The following is an 18,821-nucleotide window of genomic DNA, read 5'->3' as shown; positions in this document are numbered from 1 at the left end:
GAGGTGCAGCAAGCGTCGATGCCCGCCTCACCAAACGGCCTCTTCCTTGTGCTCGCCGAAGACCACGGCCAGCACGGCGCCGGGGCGATCGGGATCGGCATCCGCCAGGCGCCGGGCCAGGCCCAGCAGGTCCTTGTCGTGGCTGGAGAGACGACCGCCGGACATGTCCGGCACCACCGCCACCAGGAAAGCCGGGGCCTCGATGAGCACGTTGCGTCGGCTATCCAGGGCCGCCTGGCGGGCGGCGCTTGTGGACGAGGCCGCGGCCTGGACGCCCTGCTGGGCRCCGCWGCGGTCGATGCGCTTGATGCCATTGGGGCCGATAAAGCCGATGGCGCGAGGGTTCTTGCGCACCACCCCGTTGGGCCCCAGCCATTCGCTGACGGCCTCACCGCCCCCGAGTGCGGCCAGCACGCTGGCATGCTCGGGATGCAGGCGGTTGCGGGCGATCCACTCGCGGCGTGGATCGCGACGGCGAATCTCGCTCATAAGATCACCTCCTCGGCCTTGTCAATGGGCCGGCGGGTGGCATCGACCGCCGACCTTTCCATAGGGGCTTTGGCCACCAGGCGTCGGCCACCAGCTCGGCGATGTCACGCACCTCGGCACTGGCGTCCACCACGCCCTCCAGCATGGCGGTACATTGGGGACAACCCACCGCCACCAGCTCGGCCTCGACCTCGTTGACGTCATTCATGCGCATATCGGGAATCCGCCGCTCGCCGGGAATGTCGGTGATCGGGGCTCCGCCGCCGCCGCCACAGCAGCGCGAGCGATAGCCCGAGCGCGCCATCTCGGCAACTTCAATGCCCAGCGCCTTGAGCACGTTGCGCGGTGCTTCGTACTCGCCGTTGTAGCGGCCCAGGTAGCAGGGATCGTGATAGGTGACCTTGCCGCCCTTCCAGGGTGCGAAGTGGAGGCGACCCGCCTCATGCAGCTCGGCGATGTAGGTACTGTGGTGACGCACCTCATACACTCCACCCAGCTCGCCGTACTCGTTGCCGAGCACGTGGAAGCTATGGGGGTCGCAGGTGACGATGCGTTGGAAGCGGTACTTGGCCAGGTTCGCAATATTGCGCCGGGCCAGCGACTGGAAGGTCGCCTCGTCGCCCAGCCGCCGCGCCACGTCGCCGCTGTCGCGCTCTTCAATGCCGAGCACGGCGAAGTCGACGTCGGCCGCACGCAGCACCTTGACCAGGGCCCTGAGCGTTCTCTGGTTGCGCATATCGAAGGCACCGTCGCCCAGCCACAGCAGCACCTCGGCCTGCTTGACGTCGGCCATCACCGGCAGGTTGAGATCCGCTGCCCAGTGAAGCCGCGAGCCGGGATCGAAGCCGCCGGGGTTGTCGGTGGCGATCAGGTTGTCGAGCACCTCGGCACCCTTGTTGGGGGTATTGCCACGCTCCAGTGTCAGGAAGCGACGCATGTCGACGATGGCATCGACATGCTCGATCATCATCGGGCACTCCTCGACGCAGGCGCGGCAGGTGGTACATGACCAAAGCGTTTCGGCATCAACCAGCGCCTTGCCGCCCTTCATCGAATCAGGGCCACGATGGGCCCATGGGGAGAGCTAAAGCGCTCACCCACCGGCTTGCCCCCAAGCCCTTGTGGAGGGTGGGCGGAACCGGCATAGCTGCATCGCTGCCGCCGGCCATGCCCACTACCATGTCCTGGATCAGCTTCTTGGGATTGAGCGGCTGACCGGCGGCGAACGCCGGGCAGACCGCCTCGCAACGCCCGCACTGCACGCAGGCATCGAAGCCGAGCAGCTGGTTCCAGGTGAAATCGCTGGGTGTCTCGACGCCGAGCGGAGCCTTGGCGTTGTCCAGGTCCAGCGCCTTGAGACCGGTGGAACGGTTGCCCTCACCGAAGCGCTCGGCGCGGCGATGGAAGGCCAGGTGCAGGGTACCGGCGAAGGCGTGCTTCATGGGCCCGCCCCAGGTCATGCCGAAGAACATCTCGCCCAGGCCCCAGGCCAACACTGCGACCAGCACCAGCACCAGCGCCAGGATCCAGCTGCCCATCCCTTGAGAAAGTCCGGCAGGCAAGATGCCTACCGTCGGTAGGGTGATCAGGAAGACGCTCAACGAAAACGCCATCAGGCTCTTCGGCAGCCGCATCCACGGCCCCCTGGAAAGCCGCGCCGGTGGGTTGCGCCGCCGGCGGGCGACGAACAGGCTACCGACGAACATGGTGACACTGGCGGCCAGCAGCAGCCCACCCAGTACCGGGTTGGCGAGCCCCAGGCCATGCACCAGGATCATCAGCACGGCAGCGGCGACGAAACCGCCGGCGGTGGCCACGTGGGTGTTGGACATCACCTTGTCGCGCGCCACCACGTGGTGCAGGTCCACCAGGTAGCGCCGCGGCATGGCGGCGAGCCCGCGCAGCAGGTCAACCTGGGCGGGCCGCCCCTGGCGCCACAGGCGGATGCGCCGCAAGGCGCCAATGGCCGCCAGCGCCAGGGTGGAGAAGATCAGTATCGGCAGGAGGGTGTCGAGCATGGTGCTCACCTCATCTCAGGAGCCAGTGGCTTTGGCATCAGGCTTTAGCAACGGGCTTTGGCGACGGGCTATACCGGGGGCAGGCCTTCGCGAGGGCGCTGTGAACCCTTACCTGGGCGCTACATTTGCCATCCATGGCAAATGACCCTCGCTGCGGCCTGCCCCCGGCGCCCCTCAGTCGTTGACGGCTTTCGCCCAACTCAGAAGTCCTTGCAGATCCGCAGGGCATCGTAGATCGCCGCATGAGTATTACGCGGCGCCGTACAGTCCCCCAGGCGGAACAGCAGGAAGCCGTCGCCCTGCTCACCTCTCTCCTCCACCAGGCAGGGCTGCGCCTTGGCGGCATAGAGCGCCTCCAGATCCACTTGGCCGTTGTTACGGGACTGCCCCTTGAGCGCGTAGTAGAGCGCCTCGTCGGGACGCACACCGTTCTCCACCACCACCTGGTCGACAACCCGCTCCTCCTGGACGCCGGTGTACTCGTTCTCGAGCACCGCCACCAGGCCGCTGCCCTCCCGGTAGACCTTGTGCAGCATCAGGTCGGAGGTCATGATCACCTCCTTCTCGTAGAGGCTGCGGTAGTAGGTGGGGAAGGTGGTACCGCCCACCGCCGCGCCGGGCTTGATGTCGTCGGTGACGATCTCCACCCTGGCACCCTTGTCGGCCAGAAAATCCGCCGCCGAGACGCCGGAAAATTCGCAGATGGCGTCATACACCAGCACGTTCTTGCCCGGGGCCACCTTGCCCGAGAGGATGTCCCAGGTGCTGACCACCAGGCTCTCCTCGGGATTCTCCGAATAACCCCACTCCGGATACTGGCTCAGGAAAGGCTGGCCGCCGGTGGCCAGCACCACGATGTCCGGACGCAGGTCCTCGATGGTGGCCACGTCGGCACGGGTACCCAGGCGCAGGTCGACCTTGAGGCGCGCCAGCTCCAGCTGATACCAGCGGGTGATGCCGGCGATCTGGTCGCGCTGCGGAGCCTGGGCGGCAATGGTGATCTGCCCCCCCAAGCTCCCTGCGGCCTCGAAGAGAGTGACGTCGTGACCACGCTCGGCTGCCACCTTGGCCGCCTCCATGCCGCCGGGACCGCCGCCGACCACGACGACCTTGCGCTTGGGGCCTTCGCTCTTCTCGATGATATGCGGCAGGCCCATGTACTCCCGCGACGTCGCGGCATTCTGTATGCATAGTACGTCCAGGCCCTGGTACTGGCGGTCGATGCAGTAATTGGCGCCGACACACTGCTTGATCTGGTCGATCTGGCCCATCTTGATCTTGGCGATCAAGTGAGGATCGGCGATATGCGCTCGGGTCATGCCCACCAGATCGACGTAGCCTCCTTCGAGAATGCGCTGGGCCTGATTGGGGTCCTTGATGTTCTGGGCATGGATCACCGGCACGCTCACCACTTCCTTGATGCCCGCCGCCAGGTGCAGGAAGGGCTCCGGCGGGTAGGACATGTTGGGAATCACGTTGGCCAGGGTGTTATGAGTGTCGCAACCGGAGCCGATCACGCCGAAGAAGTCGACCTGGCCGGTGGCATCGTAATAGGCGGCGATCTGCTTCATGTCCTCATGATTCAGGCCGTCGGGATGGAACTCGTCGCCGCAGATGCGCATGCCGACAACGAAGTCGTCGCCCACCTCGGCGCGCACCGCCTTGAGCACTTCCATGCCGAAGCGCATACGGTTCTCGAAGCTGCCGCCCCACTGGTCTTCGCGCTTGTTGACACGCGGGCTCCAGAACTGGTCAATCAGGTGCTGGTGCACGGCGGAGAGCTCGACGCCGTCGAGACCGCCCTCCTTGGCCCGGCGCGCGGCCTGGGCGAAGTCGCCGACGATCCGCCAGATCTCCTCCTCCTCAATGGTCTTGCAGGTGGAGCGGTGCACCGGCTCGCGAATGCCCGAAGGCGACACCAGGGTCGACCAGTCGAAGCCGTCCCAGCGCGAGCGGCGGCCCATATGGGTGATCTGGATCATGATCTTGCCACCATGCTTGTGCACGGCATCGGCCAGATTCTGAAAGTGTGGAATGATGCGATCGGTGGCAAGGTTCACTGAACTCCACCAGCCTGGGGGCTGTCGATGGAGACCACCGAGGAGCCGCCGCAGATGGAAAGACCGCAGCCGCCCTTGGCCTTCTCCTCGTAATACCGAACATAGCGCTCGGTGGTCATGCCGCCGTCGGTGGCGTGCACCTCGGCGTGGGCGGTGCTCACCACGCGGTTACGGATGGTCAACTTGCCGATCTGAATCGGCTCGAAGAGTGCTTCGAATGCCATGAATATCTCTCCTCGTCCCGGAATTAGTGAGCGGCGCCGGTCAACGGCTTGACTTCGAAATAACCCACGTCGCAGCCTTCCTCGGCCCCGCTCTGGGTCTGCTCCGCGACGGTGCGCAGATTGCTGCCCCGGGCGGCGAGGATCTGGTCCATGGCGCCGGCGAACCAGCCGGTGAACATGTACTCCACCTTGCGACCCACCTTGCCCAACTGGTAGACGAAGGCGCTGTGCTCCAGGCGCACCCGGCAGGTGCCGGCATCGAGGTCGATGGCATCAATGATGAAATGACCCCAGCCGCGCTGGGAGAGCCGCGTCATATAGTGCTCAAACACCGCCTCACCCTGGAGACGGTGCAATTCGGCCTCCTTCTCGCACCAGTGCCAGGCGCTCTTGTAGCCGGCGTGATAGAGGATCTCGGCGTACTTCTCGGCGCCCAGCGCTTCCTCCACCGCCACATGGTTGTTGATGAAGAAGTGGCGCGGCACATAGAGCATGGGCAGCGCGTCGGTGGTCCACACGCCGGTCTCGGCATCCACCTCGATGGGCAGCTCGGGGGCCAGTTTGGTCACGGTTGAATTCCTTGAAGCTTGATGATTGTTATGAAGTTGCTAAGCAGCCGTTCTGCAAGGAAAGCGGCGCCGGGGATAGGTCGTAGAGGGGGTCTTTTGCCATGGATGGCAAAAGTAGCGTCCAGGGAAGGATTCACAGCGCCCCCTCGTAGGCCTATCGTCGGGAAAGCCGCGTGTAAGGACCTAAGCGTAAGTCCTGCCACGACGGCGTTCCCTCAGGCGCCCCAGACGTCCTTCAGGACCCGCACCCAGTTCTCGCCCATGATCTTGCGCACCTGGGTCTCACTCATTCCGCGCTTCAACAGCGCCTCGGTCAGGTTGGGGAACTCGCCGATGGTGCGGATACCCTCGGGGTTGATGATCTCGCCGAAGCGGGTCAGGCGGCGGGCGTAGCCCTTGTCGTGGGTCAGCCACTCGAAGAAGTCCGATCCGTGGCCCTGGGTGAAATCGGTGCCGATGCCGATGGCATCCTCGCCGACGATGTTCATCACGTACTCGATCGCCTCGACATAATCGTCGATGGTGGCGTCGACACCGGCACGCAGGAAGGGGGTGAACATGGTCACACCGACGAAGCCGCCGTGCTCGGCGATGAAGCGCAGCTCCTCGTCGGACTTGTTGCGCGGGTGATCCTTGAGGCCCGAGGGGAGGCAGTGGGAGTAGCAGACCGGCTTCTGCGACTCGAGGATCACCTCTTCGGAGGTCTTGGAGCCGACGTGGGAGAGGTCGCACATGATGCCGACCCGATTCATCTCGGCGACGATCTCGCGCCCGAAGCCCGAGAGCCCGCCATCACGCTCGTAGCATCCGGTGCCCACCAGATTCTGAGTGTTGTAGCACATCTGCACGATGCCCACGCCGAGCTGCTTGAAGACCTCCACGTAGCCGAGCTGGTCCTCGAAGGCGTTGGCGTTCTGGAAGCCGAAGAGGATGCCGGTCTTGCCCTCCTCCTTGGCCCGGGTGATGTCGGCGGCGGTGCGCACCGGACGTACCAGGTCGCTGCACTCGGCCATCAGCTGGTTGGACTTGACGATATTATCGACGGTGGCCTGGAACCCCTCCCACACCGAAACGGTGCAGTTGGCCGCCGTGAGGCCACCGCGGCGCATGTCCTCGAACAGCTCGCGATTCCATTTGGCGATGATGAGGCCATCGATGACGATGGCGTCCTGGTGCAGTTCGTGGGGGGTCATGGCCGGTTCTCCGTGTTGTCGTTGCCTGCCGGCAGCATAGCGCCGGCAGGTTCCCTACACGGAGGCTGGAAGCGACGGAGAGGATTCCAATTGCGTCACATCTGTCGCGAAAGCGAGACCAGGCTATTTTTTGATCGCCACTCTCGATTGGTTGACCGCCACACTGGCATAGGTCGGCTCCCCACGGGCCTGGTCGAGGGCGACCATGGCGCTGGAAACCGGCTCAACGGAGACCGGCTCGAAAGCGGCACCGCTGAATAGCGTGTCCACCTGCTTCTCCTCGATGCGCGCCATGGGCTGGAGATTCCCGATACGCTCATCCCTGGGAGGAAAGCCGAAGAACTCGCGGTAACACTTCGAAAAGTGGGGCGTCGAGACAAAACCGCAGGCCGAGGCTACCTCGATGATCGACATTGAGGTCTGCTTCAACAGTTGCCGCGCGCGGGTCAACCGAAGCTTGAGGTAATAACGGGATGGAGAGCAGTGAAGATTCTTCTGGAACAGTCGTTCGAGCTGGCGCCGGGAGATACCGACATAGTGGGCCAGTTCGTCGAGGCCGATGGGCTCTTCCAGATTGACCTCCATCAGCGCCACGATCTCGAGCAGCTTGGGCTGTGTGGTGCCCAGCACGTGGCGCAGGGGAATGCGCTGCTGGTCCTGCTCGTTGCGCACGCGCTCGCAGATGAACATCTCGGAAATACCCGCCGCCAACTCTCGGCCATGATCCTTCGCGATCAGGTTGAGCATCATGTCCAGCGGCGCAGTGCCTCCGGAGGAGGTCGCTCTATCGCGATCGATGCAGAACAGCCGCGTGGTGAGTTCGACCCGGGGAAAGGCCTCTCGCATCGCCGCCATGCATTCCCAATGGGTACTGACGTCGTAGCCGTCGAGCAGGCCGGCCTTGGCCAGGGCCCAGCTACCGGTACAGATCGCCCCCAGCCGGCGCGAGAGTCTCGCCTGGCCCTGGAGCCAGGCCACGTGCTCGCGCTGCACGCTGCGATGCGGCCCCACGCCACCACATACCACCACCATATCGAGTCCCAACGGTGTTCGCAGGGAGACGTCCGGCGTGACCTTGAGTCCATCGCTGGCGCTGACCGGCTCACCATCGGCGGTGAGGGTGTACCAGCGGTAGAGTTCATGGCCGGCGAGCTGATTGGCCATGCGCAAAGGCTCGATGGCAGAAGCCAGCGAGATCAGGGTGAAGTTGTCCAGCAGGAGAAATCCGATCGTCTGGGTCTTGATCCTTCGCCCCGGGTCTGCGGGCTCCTGAATCCCTCAGGATCCTTCCGTGATGAGCTTGTCATGGTCTCTCTCCCGCGGTACTGGTTCGATCGGCTCTTACCACACCACTGCCCGATTGGTGTTAGAAGTACAGAGCCGATATGCGACACCCTGTCGCATATCGGCATGTCTTATACACATTATCCAATCCTGAGACGCGCCGCTTATCGTATTTTTCTCTATCGGGCTCCGTTCTCATTGAGTGACACAATCGCGACGACCAGAGCCCTCTCTGCCGCAGGCAATGTCGACACGGGTTATGATATTCCCAATATTCTGCCATGGAGCCCTCATGCCCTCCGCACTACCCCTGCCCCTTTCGACTCCCAGCCGCAACCTGGTACGCCTGACCATCGTGCGGGGCATCACCTGGACCGGCTTCCTGGCCGCGGTGATCATCGGCGTGGAGCTGCTTCATTTCGACCTGCAGGTGGTCGCCGTCATCGGGGTGATCGTCGCCATGGGGCTGATCAATCTCTTCACCTGGTGGCGGCTCGGCCGCCAATGGGCCGTCAGTCATACCGAGTACGTGCTTCACCTGCTGGCCGACGTACTGGGCCTGACCCTGCTGTTCTACCTCACCGGCGGCTCCACCAACCCCTTCATCAATTACTACCTGATACCGGTGACCATCGCCGCCGCCACGCTGCCCTGGCGCTACGCCTGGATCATCGCCTCGGCGGCCATGGCATCCTATACGATGCTGATGTTCGACTATCATCCCGTGCCGCAGTTGACCCACCACTACGATGATGAGGCCATCGATCTCCATGTGCTGGGGATGTGGCTCAATTTCGCCCTTTCGGCAGGCCTGGTGACCTTCTTCATCTACAAGATGGCCCATGCGTTGCGCAGCCGTGAGCAGGCCCTGTCACGCACCCGGGAGGCGGCCCTGCGCAATGAACAGGTCGTGGCGGTCGCCACCCAGGCCGCGGGAACCGCTCATGAGTTGGGAACGCCGCTCTCGACCATGGCCGTGCTCTTGAGCGAGATGCGCGAGGAAGTGCGTGGAGACAGTGGGCTCGAAAAGGATGTCGACCTGTTGCGTCAACAGGTGGACGTCTGCAAGGAACGCCTGCGTCAACTGGTACAGAGTGCAGACCGCGGCCGCATGGCAAAGCCGGAGGTGCGCGATGCCCGCGAATGGCTCGCCAGCGTGGTGCAGCGCTGGCTGGTCCTGCGACCCGATGTCAGTCATCGGCTGGATATCGGTAGCCAGGACAGCACCCCCTGGCTCAAGGTGGATGCCACCCTGGATCAGGCCATCACCAACCTGCTGAACAATGCCGCGGATGCTAATCCGGACAACATCAGCATCCGCCTCGATTGGACAGCCGAGGAAGTGGTGATCGATATCCGTGATCATGGCCCCGGGGTCGCCCTGGAGATCGCCGACCAGCTCGGTGAGACCTTCGTGTCGACCAAGAGCAAGGGACTGGGAATCGGCCTCTTTCTCACCCACGCCACCATCAACCGATTCGGCGGCGGCGTAAGCCTGTATAATCATCCCGATGGGGGAACGCTGACCGAAGTGACCCTGCCGCCAAGCGAGCTCTGAACCGGGCGGCATCCCTTCCGAATGACGCGACGAGGTTGCCATGCAAGATGCCGACACACGCCTGCTGATCATCGATGACGACGAAATGTTCTGCCATGTCCTGTCGCGTGCCATGACCCGGCGCGGTTTCGAGGTCCTCGTGGCACACGATGCCGAACAGGCGATGGCCCTGGCGCGGCGCCATCGCCCCGACTTCGCCACGCTGGACCTCAAGCTGGAACAGAGTTCCGGCCTGAAACTGCTGCCGGAGCTCCTCGACGTCCTGCCCACCTGTCGCGTCGTTGTGCTCACTGGCTACTCCAGCATTGCCACCGCCGTTGAAGCGATCAAGCTCGGCGCCGTCAATTACCTCTGCAAACCGGCGGATGCCGAGGAGATCCTCATCGCCCTGGGCCGCGAACAGGGCGACCCGAACGCCGAAGTGGCCGTCTCCCCACCCTCCATCAATCGCATCGCCTGGGAGCACATCCAGAAAGTGCTGCAGGAGCATGACGGCAACATCTCCGCCACAGCCAGGGCACTGGGCATGCACCGCCGAACACTGCAGCGCAAGCTGCAGAAACGGCCAGTTCGGCGATGATGTTGCTTCCACATTGACGCTACCCTCACCCCGCGTCGGGGCTCATCACCTTGTCCATCATCCGCTGGGCCAGCCGACTCGCCTCCTGCAGCGAATCGAGGTCCGATAGATCGTCGATGAGCTCGCAGCGCCACAGCCATAGCGACGGGTTGGGTCGCTCCGCTACGAAGGGGTAGCGCCCCGAGGGCAGGGCGAAACGACGACGGCTTCCCGGCTCCGGTGGGAGCGCGTCTTTCTCGGCCGGAACCAGCACCAGCGAAAGCGACACCGGGGTGACCAGGGCACCGACCAGATAGATCGCTTCCTCCCCTTCCGCCTGATCCTCAGGCAACACCTGAAAGCACAGGCATCCACGCTCAACCGTGGGTTGTAATGGGCCATCTCCTTCAACCCGCGCCCCTGCTGCTGCTGCCAGGCTGCCGCCAGATTCCGGAGACGTTCATATTGGTCTGGTGTCAGGGCCTGCATTGGCACTCCTTCTGGACAAGTGGTTAGGAGCCTGTCGGATTTGACAGATCATCGCGAGAGATTTGAATAGCGAAACAAGTTTCACGATCTGATGAGGCGAATAGCCCGCAATTTAACGATTCGGATCCCAGGGTCGTTCGGTTCGGCAAGGAATCGCAACGACTGCTATTCTGGCAGCTCCACCTGCGACGAGGAATGCCCATGCTTCCCCAAGATCGCCTCGAGCTGGCCATATCGATTGCAACCGAAGCCGGTGAACGCATCATCGCCGCGCGCCAGGGCCAGGCGTTCAGTCAACGCTACAAGCAGGGCCAGGAACTGGTCACCGATGTCGACCTTGAGATCGACAGGCTGATCAGCGAGCGGCTGGAGACAGCACTGCCGGGCGAGTCACGCCTGAGTGAGGAGCTGGCGCCGGATCGAGGGGTGATGGCAACGGCCGAGGCACTGTGGGTCGTGGACCCCATCGATGGCACGGTCAACTTCGCCCACGGCCTTCACCATGTCGGCGTCTCCATCGCCTGGGTCAGCGAGGGCAGGACCCGCCTCGGCGTGGTCCACGCCCCGTTCCTGGGTGAAACCTACACCGCCCTGTATGGCCAGGGCGCCTGGTGCAACGGCAAGCCCATCCATGCCAGTCGCCGCTCCAACCTGGAGCACTGCCTGGTTGGCACCGGCTTTCCCTACCGGCGCGATAGCCGCCCTCCCCTGATGCGGCGACTGATGGCGATACTTCAGCACTGCCAGGACGTACGGCGCAACGGTTCGGCGGCACTGGACCTCTGTGATGTCGCCTGCGGCCGGCTTGATGCTTACTACGAAAGCGTCTCACCCTGGGACTTCGCCGCCGGCCTGTTGATCGCGCGAGAAGCCGGCGCCCGGGGAGGCCATCTCTATCCTTGCCCGGAGGCATTCCCGAGGACCTGTATGGCGAAAACCTGCTGGTCAGCGCACCGGAGATCCACGCCGAACTCGCCGACCTGCTGCGTGCTGCCGATGACAATGAACTGATGCCTTACTGAGGCTTTCCGACGCCCAGCAACACCATTGGCAAAAGGCTAGTTGATTACGCATAAGACTCAGCAGGCGCCTGGCGGAGGCCGCTGCGTCGGTGATGGCCGCGAATGTTGGCAACACCGCCGGGAGGCTTGCGCCTCCAGTCGTGATCTAAAGATTCCACCTACAGCGGCGTGGCAACGTCGGTGGAGAAAGCAGCTGTAGGAGCGCTCGGTTCGGCGCCCCGACTCCGCATCGCGACTGGCGCCGTCAGGCGCCTTGGCGGAGGCCGCAACGCCAGTGGTCGTCGCAGACATCGGCAACAACGATAGCCCTGGGTAATATCCAGGCTAGCGGCTCGCTATTGGCGCCCGTACAAGCGATCGGTCACAATGTCGCCAACCAATTAAAGGAGTGCTTCTATGTTCGTGGTTATTTTCGGCCGTCCCGGCTGCCCCTTCTGTGTCCGTGCCCAGGCGCTTGCCGAGCGGCTGGAAGCGTCCGGCGCCATCGAAGGCCACCGCTACGTCGATATCCTGGTGGAAGGTATCAGCAAGGCCGACATGGAGAAGACCATCGGCAAGCCTGTCACGACCGTGCCGCAGATATTCGTCGACCAGTCCCACGTGGGCGGTTTCACGGAGTTCGACCAGTACGTGCGTGAACACGACCTTCTGGCCCAGACCAGTGCTGGCTAATGGCCAACCCTCGGGGAGCACCCCGCCCTGCTCCCCGTAGCGTCATTATTCCGTTGACCGTTCTTCTCCGTTGAAAGCCGATTGCCGCCAGCACCTATACTGACGCCAAGCGTCCTGCCTACAGGCGCATCAGGAGACAAGGAACGGCAACGATGCAGCGGGAAGAGTTCTTGCAACAACTGTGGCTCGACTACATCCACCAGAATACGGATGTGGGCGCCCTGCGCCTGTGGCCCATCGATACTCCGGCCGAATACCTGGCGATACTGACGCTGAATCAGTCGCCCTTTGCGGCTGTCGACCTCTTGCCCACCCTGGGACATCTCGGCTTTCGTTCCACCCAACGCTATGCCATGGCCGATCGTGGCCTGCTTGTGACCCTGCTGGCTCCGCCCGATGACGGCCCATGGCTGATACTGGCCGAACTGCAGATGGGAACCCTCTCGCGTGAGCCAAGGGCCCGACTCGCCGAACTGGTGGCCAATACCCATCCGCAGGATGCCCGTGGACAGAACCTGTTGACGCGAGGTCGTCCCTGGGCGATGCCCGACTGGCCCAGCTATCGAATGCTCTGCGATGCCCATCCGCTGGCCGGCTGGCTATCGGTCATGGGGCCGAGCATGCACCATGCCGGCTTCGACTGCGAGCACATCGGGCAGGGTATAGACAGCCTCGACAAAGCCCTCGAGGAGAGCGGGCTCAAGGGTAGCGAGGGTCGCCAACATGGACTCTTTCCGATCTCGCCACTGCTGAATTACCGCTTCTATCCCACCTGTTCGCGTCGTATCGCCTTCGCCGACGGCGATGAGCACCGCATCCCCCTGGGTGGCCTGGCCTGATGCAGAAGCGACTCAGCAGCGACCATGAACGTGCCGTCGAGCTGCTGCTACCCCACCACACCCGCTGCGAGATCTCCTGAAGGAGACGGTTATCCACAAAATTTGTGGATAACACTGTGAAAGAGCCCGTTGTAAGTCCGGCTTGGCCAGGAAACAACAGGGTTGAAACAGGCTGGTCATAAATTCATCAGGCCTTCGCAGCGATGCCGGAAGCGATGCACAAGACCGCAACGCATAAACCGATGAAGCCCGGACCAGCAGGCCCGGGCTTCATTGAAGTCAGCGGTTAACGAGGGTCACTCGTCAAACGTCATTTCCGGCACATGCTCGGGCACCACCAGCTTGCCCGCTGTCTTCTCGACGATCTCCTCCACGCTGACGCCCGGCGCTCGCTCCTTGAGGATGAAGGCACCGTTCTCGATCTCCATATAGGCCAGATCGGTCAGTACTCGGTTGATACAGCCCGCCCCGGTCAAGGGCAGGGTGCACTTCTCAAGCAGCTTCGACTCACCGTGCTTGGACGCATGGGTCATGGTGCAGATGATGTTCTCGGCACCGGCCACCAAGTCCATGGCACCACCCATGCCCTTGATCAGCTTGCCGGGCACCATCCAGGAGGCGATATTGCCCTCCTGGTCGACCTCGAATGCGCCGAGGACGGTCAGGTCCACATGGCCGCCGCGGATCATCGCAAAGGATTCCGCGGAGGAGAAGATCGCGGCCCCGGGGCGCGCCGTCACGGTCTGCTTGCCGGCATTGATCATGTCCGGGTCAACCTCTTCCTCGGTGGGGAAGCGGCCCATTCCCAGCAGCCCATTCTCGGACTGGAGCATGACATCGATACCATCGGGAATGTAATTGGCCACCAGCGTGGGAATGCCGATGCCCAGGTTGACGTAAAAGCCGTCCTGGAGTTCACGCGCCACGCGCTGTGCCATCTGTTCGCGAGTCAGTGCCATCTTCTTGCCTCTTGTCGTTGTGAGCCATGCCGGCCTGGCCGAAAGGCTCGAATCGAATCCATGGAAAGTCGCGGTTCAGTCGCGAACGGTGCGCTTCTCGATGCGCTTCTCGAAAGAGCCCTGGATGATCCGGTCGACATAGATCCCGGGGGTATGGATCTGGCTGGGCTCCAGCTCACCCGGCTCGACGATCTCTTCCACTTCGACCACGGTGATCTTGCCGGCGGTGGCGGCCATGGGATTGAAATTCTGCGCCGTGTGGCGATAGACCACATTGCCGTAGCGATCGGCCTTCCACCCCTTGACGATGGCGAAGTCACCGATGATGCCCTCCTCGAGGATATAGTGGCGCCCGTTGAACTCGCGCACCTCCTTGCCCTCGCCAATGGGCGTGCCGTAGCCGGTTGCGGTATAGAAGGCGGGAATACCCGCACCACCGGCCCGCATGCGCTCGGCCAGGGTACCCTGGGGTGTCAGTACGACCTCGATTTCGTTATTGAGCATCTGCTGCTCGAACAGGGCATTCTCACCGACATAAGAGGCATAGATCTTGCTGATCTGGCGATCCTCCAGCAGCAGCCCGAGGCCGAAACCATCAACGCCGCAATTGTTGGAGACCACGGTCAGGTCCTTGACGCCTCGGCGCTTGATCTCGGCAATCAGGTTCTCCGGAATACCGCAAAGACCGAACCCCCCGGCGAGCACGGTCATGCCGCTTTCGATGCCTTGCATTGCCTCTTCGTAGGAATATACGCGCTTGTCGAATCCGGCCATCGCGAAGCCTCGTCTTGTTGTGGGATGAAAGGGTGACAGTACCTGATCAGTGTTGACCCGACGAATATATTTGTTAAGTTTGTTTTTTTTATCAATTAATCCGGAATACAAATAAATCAGCCATGGCCATGACCATCAAGCAGCTCCGCGCCTTCCAGGCCGTCGCCCAGACCCTGAGCTTCACCCAGGCCTGCGAGCGCCTCCATCTGTCGCAGCCGGCGTTGAGCCTGGCCATCAAGGGACTCGAGGAGACGCTGGGCGGAGCCCTGCTGATCCGCAGCACTCGCAGCGTACGCCTGACACCCGAAGGAGAGACGTTGCTGCCCATGGCCAAACGCCTGCTCACCGACTGGGACAATGCCGAGGACCTGCTCCGACAGCGATTCACGCTGCAGCTCGGCCGCGTGGCGGTTGCCGCCATGCCCTCGATCGCCTGCAATCGACTGCCACGGGCACTACGCGTCTTCCGCGAGCAATTCCCGAAGGTCAACGTGACCGTCCATGACGTTATCAACGAACAGGTCATCGACATGGTTCGCCAGCAGCAGGTCGAGCTTGGCGTCGCTTTCGAACCCGAAACCAGCGAGGGGGTGGATTTCCTGCCACTCTTCGACGACACCTTCGTCGCCGTCGTGGCACCTGAATCCCCGCTGGCCAATGCCGGGGCGATCGACTGGAATGCCCTGCTCGACCACGACTTCATCACCCTGCAACGTCCCTCAATGGTACGCATCCTGATGGAGCAGGCCCTGGCACTGCGCGGCACCGAGCTTCCCGTGGCCTTCGAAAGCCACCAGTTGGCAACTGTGGGTCGAATGGTCGCCAGCGGCCTGGGGGTCAGCGCCGTGCCCGCCCTCTGCCGGGAACAGATGCATGAGCTGGGGGCTCGCTGCCTTCCGCTGCACGACCCACAGATACGGCGCACGGTCGGGGTGGTCATCGGTGCCGGCCAGGAGCTCTCCACTGCCGCCCGAGCCCTATACGACGTGCTTCGTAACACCCTTCAGCAAACCGACCCGTAACGACAGGTAGCGCTGGGCAGCCCACCCTTGATCCATTAGCATGAGCGGCTCTCATGAAAGCGATCGAAGGAGTGAGGCATGTCGACCCTGAAGGGGATCGTCAGCGTGCTGCTGCTTATCCTCAGCACCCTGTTCTGGGGGGTTCCTCTGGTGCTGCTGACCGCCCTCAAGCTGATCACGCCCGGGCGCCCGTTGCGCCGGCTCATCCTGCGCGGGCTCAATGGCGTGGCACTCAACTGGATCGGGTTCAACCTGTGGTGGATGCGCCATTGGCTGAAGCCCCAGGTGAGCATGGACCTGCCGGATGGACTGGCCCGGGACCAGTGGTGGCTGGTGCTGTCGAACCATCGCAGCTGGACCGACATCTTCATGCTGTTGATGGGGCTGCATCGCCGCATTCCCATGCCTCGCTTCTTCCTCAAGCAGCAGTTGATATGGGTTCCCATCGTGGGACTCGCCTGGTGGGCGCTGGAATACCCGTTCATGCGCCGCTATACGAAGCAGCAACTGGCCCGCAAGCCTCAGCTCGCCCGTATCGATCGCGAGGCGACGGAGCGGATGTGCGAGCGGGCCCGCGAAATGCCGATCGCCATCTTCAATTTCGTTGAAGGCACGCGTTTTACCCCAGTCAAACGAGACCTGCAGAATAGTCCCTTTCGGCATCTGCTGAGGCCCAAGGCCGGCGGCATCGCCCAGGTCCTCAACCTGCTCGGCGACCGACTCAGCGGCATACTTGACTTCACCCTGCGCTACGAGAACCCCAAGCCGACCTTCTGGGGCTTCCTGTGCGGCCAAGAGGGGCCGATCTGGGTCGAGGCACGCCGCATTGACGTGCCCACCTGGATGCTGGAAGGCAGCTATTACGACGACCCGCACTACAAGGAGCGCTTCCACTCATGGCTCAACGCCCTGTGGCAGGAAAAGGACGAGGCGCTCGACTCGCGCTGACAATCGCCATGCTGCTGTTGCTCGCCGGCTGTGCCAGCAGTGGCGGTGGCGGTGGCGGTGAGGTACAGCGCAGTGGCGACCCCGGCATCGCCGGTAGCTGGATTACCGTGCAGCAGGGCGACACCCTGGGCAGCATCGCGGCCCGGGCGGATGTGCCATTGGCGCGACTGCAGCGCTTCAACCCGGACGCCAACCCCAATAGGCTGGCGGTAGGCCAGCGGCTGCTGGTGCCGACGCAACAGGAGCGCGCGCCATCCGGCGGCCCCTATCGCTATCAGATACGCCCCGGTGACACCTACTCCGGTATCGCCCGACGCTTCTCCACTACGACGGGTCGCATTCAATCGGCCAATCCGGGCGTCGAACCCACCCGGCTAAGGGTAGGCCAGGTGATTCAGGTGCCCTTGCAGGGAACGGCTGCCCGGGCAGCGCCTGCCACGGCAAGCCGAGCGCAGAGTGGCGCAGCCTCCAGTGGTGGCAGCAGTACGCCGCGTGCCACGCCGCCTGCGCCCGATACCAGCTCGCTACCCGGCTCTGCACGCAACTGGCCCTGGCCGCTGGATGACTACCGGATCGTGCGCGCCTTTGGCAGCGACAGCCGCGGCACGCTGCAACCGATGCTGCTGGCCACCAGCCGTGGGGCCAAGGCCAAGGCCGTGGCCGATGGTGATGTGCGTTTCGCCGGCAGCATGCGCCAGCTGGGCCGGGTCGTGATCGTGCATCATGCCGACAACCTGCAAAGCGTCTATGCCCTGTGCGACTCGATCCTGGTCGATGATGGCGCACGAGTCACCCGTGGCACACCGTTGTGCGAGGTCGGTTACAGCAACACCACCGAGAGACATGACCTGCTCTTCGATCTGCGTCTGGGTGGCAAGCCGATAGATCCGCGGCGGGTGCTACGCTGAGGCCATGTTGACTGCTCCCCGCCCTGAAAGGACGGGGATTCCCAATTCACCGAGAACCGGACACGGAGACTGGCTCCATGCCGCTTACATTCTCTCCAAGGGCTAACACCGCCAGCCCGGCGGCTTTAATGTTGATCGCGGCATTGATGTCGCGGTCGTGTTCGACTGCGCATTCGGGGCACGCCCAGGCGCGAACCTGCAACGGCATCTCGGGCATCACATGCCCGCAGCCTGAGCAACGCTTGCTGGACGGATACCACTGGTCGATGGCCGATACCTGCCGCCCCGCCCAGTCGACCTTGTATTCCAGCTGGCGGACAAATTCTCCCCAACCCGCGTCGCTGATCGATTTGGCCAGCGAGCGATTGCGCAGCATGTTCTTCACCTTGAGGGACTCGACGCAGATCACTTGGTTCTCGTTGACGATCTGGCGGGACAGCTTGTGCAGGCGGTCCATCCGGCAATCGGAAATCTTGGCGTGAAGTCGGGCCACTTTCTGCCGAGCCTTGGCGCGATTCTTCGATCCGCGCTGCTTCTTGCTCAGCCGCCGCTGCGCCTTGGCGAGCTTGGCCGCGTACTTTGCCGTATGGCGGGGATTTCCGGTTCGGTGCCCGTCGCTGGTGACGAACAGGTCTTTCAGGCCGAGATCAATGCCCACCATTTTCGGGGTGACAGGCAGGACCTCGGGTTCGAACTCGCAGAGGAGGCTGACGAAATAGCGCCCTGCCGAGTCCTTGGAAACGGTCACAGTGGTCGGCTCGCTGGGCAGCTCTCGGCTCCAGCGGATCGCCAGCGGCGCCTGGCACTTGGCCAGGAACAGCTGGCCGTCGCGGCACTTGAACGCCGAGCGCGTGAACTCGGCCGACTGGCGGTGCCGCTTGCTCTTGAAGCTCGGGTAGCGGGCACGGTCCTCGAAGAAGTTCTTGAACGCCGTCTGCTGGTGGCGCAGGCACTGTTGAAGCGGGACCGAACTGACCTCGTTGAGAAAGGCAGTGTCGTCGGCCTTTTTCATCCGCGACAGCTCAGCATTCGCCGCCACATAACCGATCTTCTCGCGGCGTTCGTAGAATGCATCGGTGCGGTAACGCAGTACCGCGTTGTAGACGAAACGCACGCATCCGAATGTCCGCGCCAGCAAGGCCTCCTGCTCAGGCGTGGGATAGAAGCGGTATTTGTAGGCGCGTTTCGTCATTACTCACAGAATAATAATTTTTCTGTAAGATAGCAAACCTAA

At 63.0% G+C, this 18,821-nt stretch carries 14 protein-coding genes and 4 pseudogenes; 8 read left to right on the top strand and 10 right to left on the bottom strand.

All coding sequences use genetic code 11. The features are described 5' to 3' along the window. The 6 genes and pseudogenes from Q427_RS23455 to Q427_RS23430 form a co-directional block, all read right to left on the bottom strand. A pseudogene (locus Q427_RS23455) lies at positions 1-489 on the bottom strand (electron transfer flavoprotein subunit alpha/FixB family protein); the annotation flags it as partial. Between the two features lie 4 nt (positions 490-493). After that, positions 494-2,507: pseudogene (locus Q427_RS23450) on the bottom strand ((Fe-S)-binding protein). Between the two features lie 200 nt (positions 2,508-2,707). Further along, a pseudogene (dgcA, locus tag Q427_RS23445) lies at positions 2,708-4,791 on the bottom strand (dimethylglycine demethylation protein DgcA). A gap of 23 nt (positions 4,792-4,814) precedes the next feature. Continuing rightward, positions 4,815-5,360 (bottom strand): 4-vinyl reductase, encoded by a 546-nt coding sequence (locus Q427_RS23440; RefSeq protein ID WP_043517660.1) that lies wholly within the window; start codon positions 5,358-5,360, stop codon positions 4,815-4,817. A 215-nt stretch (positions 5,361-5,575) separates the two neighbouring features. Next, positions 5,576-6,553, bottom strand: coding sequence for a dipeptidase (locus Q427_RS23435; protein ID WP_043517659.1), 978 nt, complete (start codon positions 6,551-6,553; stop codon positions 5,576-5,578). A gap of 123 nt (positions 6,554-6,676) precedes the next feature. Further along, positions 6,677-7,828, bottom strand: coding sequence for a GlxA family transcriptional regulator (locus tag Q427_RS23430; RefSeq protein ID WP_051496638.1), 1,152 nt, complete (start codon positions 7,826-7,828; stop codon positions 6,677-6,679). A gap of 301 nt (positions 7,829-8,129) precedes the next feature. Between Q427_RS23430 and Q427_RS23425 the strand changes: the two genes are divergently transcribed. After that, positions 8,130-9,395, top strand: a complete 1,266-nt coding sequence (locus Q427_RS23425) for an ATP-binding protein (RefSeq protein WP_043517655.1) — start codon at positions 8,130-8,132, stop codon at positions 9,393-9,395. A 40-nt stretch (positions 9,396-9,435) separates the two neighbouring features. Next, complete coding sequence (locus tag Q427_RS23420; protein WP_043517653.1) at positions 9,436-9,975, top strand: response regulator transcription factor; 540 nt, start codon at positions 9,436-9,438, stop codon at positions 9,973-9,975. A 25-nt stretch (positions 9,976-10,000) separates the two neighbouring features. On the opposite strand, the gene hybE is transcribed toward Q427_RS23420, so the two are convergent. Then, positions 10,001-10,309 (bottom strand): [NiFe]-hydrogenase assembly chaperone HybE, encoded by a 309-nt coding sequence (gene hybE / locus Q427_RS23415; RefSeq protein ID WP_051496637.1) that lies wholly within the window; start codon positions 10,307-10,309, stop codon positions 10,001-10,003. 335 nt (positions 10,310-10,644) lie between these two features. On the opposite strand from hybE, the pseudogene Q427_RS23410 reads away from it, so the two are divergent. The 3 genes and pseudogenes from Q427_RS23410 to Q427_RS23400 all read left to right on the top strand — a co-directional run bounded on the left by Q427_RS23410 (position 10,645) and on the right by Q427_RS23400 (position 12,976). After that, a pseudogene (locus tag Q427_RS23410) lies at positions 10,645-11,465 on the top strand (inositol monophosphatase family protein). Between the two features lie 396 nt (positions 11,466-11,861). Further along, positions 11,862-12,137, top strand: a complete 276-nt coding sequence (locus Q427_RS23405; RefSeq protein ID WP_043517651.1) for a GrxA family glutaredoxin — start codon at positions 11,862-11,864, stop codon at positions 12,135-12,137. 152 nt (positions 12,138-12,289) lie between these two features. Then, positions 12,290-12,976 carry a DUF1338 domain-containing protein gene (locus Q427_RS23400; RefSeq protein ID WP_331280697.1) on the top strand — a complete coding sequence of 229 codons (687 nt, stop codon included), beginning with the start codon at positions 12,290-12,292 and terminating at the stop codon, positions 12,974-12,976. 296 nt (positions 12,977-13,272) lie between these two features. Here Q427_RS23400 and Q427_RS23395 read toward each other — a convergent pair whose 3' ends face one another. Beyond that, entirely contained in the window at positions 13,273-13,935 is a 663-nt protein-coding gene (locus Q427_RS23395) for a CoA transferase subunit B (protein WP_043515138.1), read from the bottom strand. Positions 13,936-14,010: 75 nt separating this feature from the next. Continuing rightward, positions 14,011-14,709 carry a CoA transferase subunit A gene (locus Q427_RS23390; RefSeq protein ID WP_043517650.1) on the bottom strand — a complete coding sequence of 233 codons (699 nt, stop codon included), beginning with the start codon at positions 14,707-14,709 and terminating at the stop codon, positions 14,011-14,013. Positions 14,710-14,837: 128 nt separating this feature from the next. On the opposite strand from Q427_RS23390, the gene Q427_RS23385 reads away from it, so the two are divergent. From Q427_RS23385 to Q427_RS23375, 3 genes are all read left to right on the top strand, one after another. Then, a complete protein-coding gene (locus tag Q427_RS23385) occupies positions 14,838-15,731 on the top strand; it encodes a LysR family transcriptional regulator (RefSeq protein WP_043517674.1) in 894 nt (297 codons plus the stop codon). Positions 15,732-15,809: 78 nt separating this feature from the next. Continuing rightward, the gene (locus Q427_RS23380; protein WP_043517649.1) at positions 15,810-16,679 is read left to right on the top strand and encodes an acyltransferase; all 870 of its coding nucleotides are present in this window, start codon (positions 15,810-15,812) and stop codon (positions 16,677-16,679) included. Next, positions 16,628-17,587 (top strand): LysM peptidoglycan-binding domain-containing protein, encoded by a 960-nt coding sequence (locus tag Q427_RS23375; RefSeq protein WP_081786180.1) that lies wholly within the window; start codon positions 16,628-16,630, stop codon positions 17,585-17,587. The genes Q427_RS23380 and Q427_RS23375 overlap by 52 nt, the downstream gene beginning before the upstream one ends. A gap of 46 nt (positions 17,588-17,633) precedes the next feature. Here the strand turns inward: Q427_RS23375 and Q427_RS23370 are convergent, their stop codons facing one another. Continuing rightward, positions 17,634-18,779: an RNA-guided endonuclease InsQ/TnpB family protein gene (locus Q427_RS23370; protein WP_043517647.1), complete on the bottom strand. Its 1,146-nt coding sequence runs from the start codon at positions 18,777-18,779 to the stop codon at positions 17,634-17,636. Positions 18,780-18,821 lie beyond the last annotated feature (42 nt).

It is taken from the genome of Halomonas sp. BC04, assembly GCF_000568385.1.
This window is presented reverse-complemented; position numbering and strand designations above follow the sequence as displayed.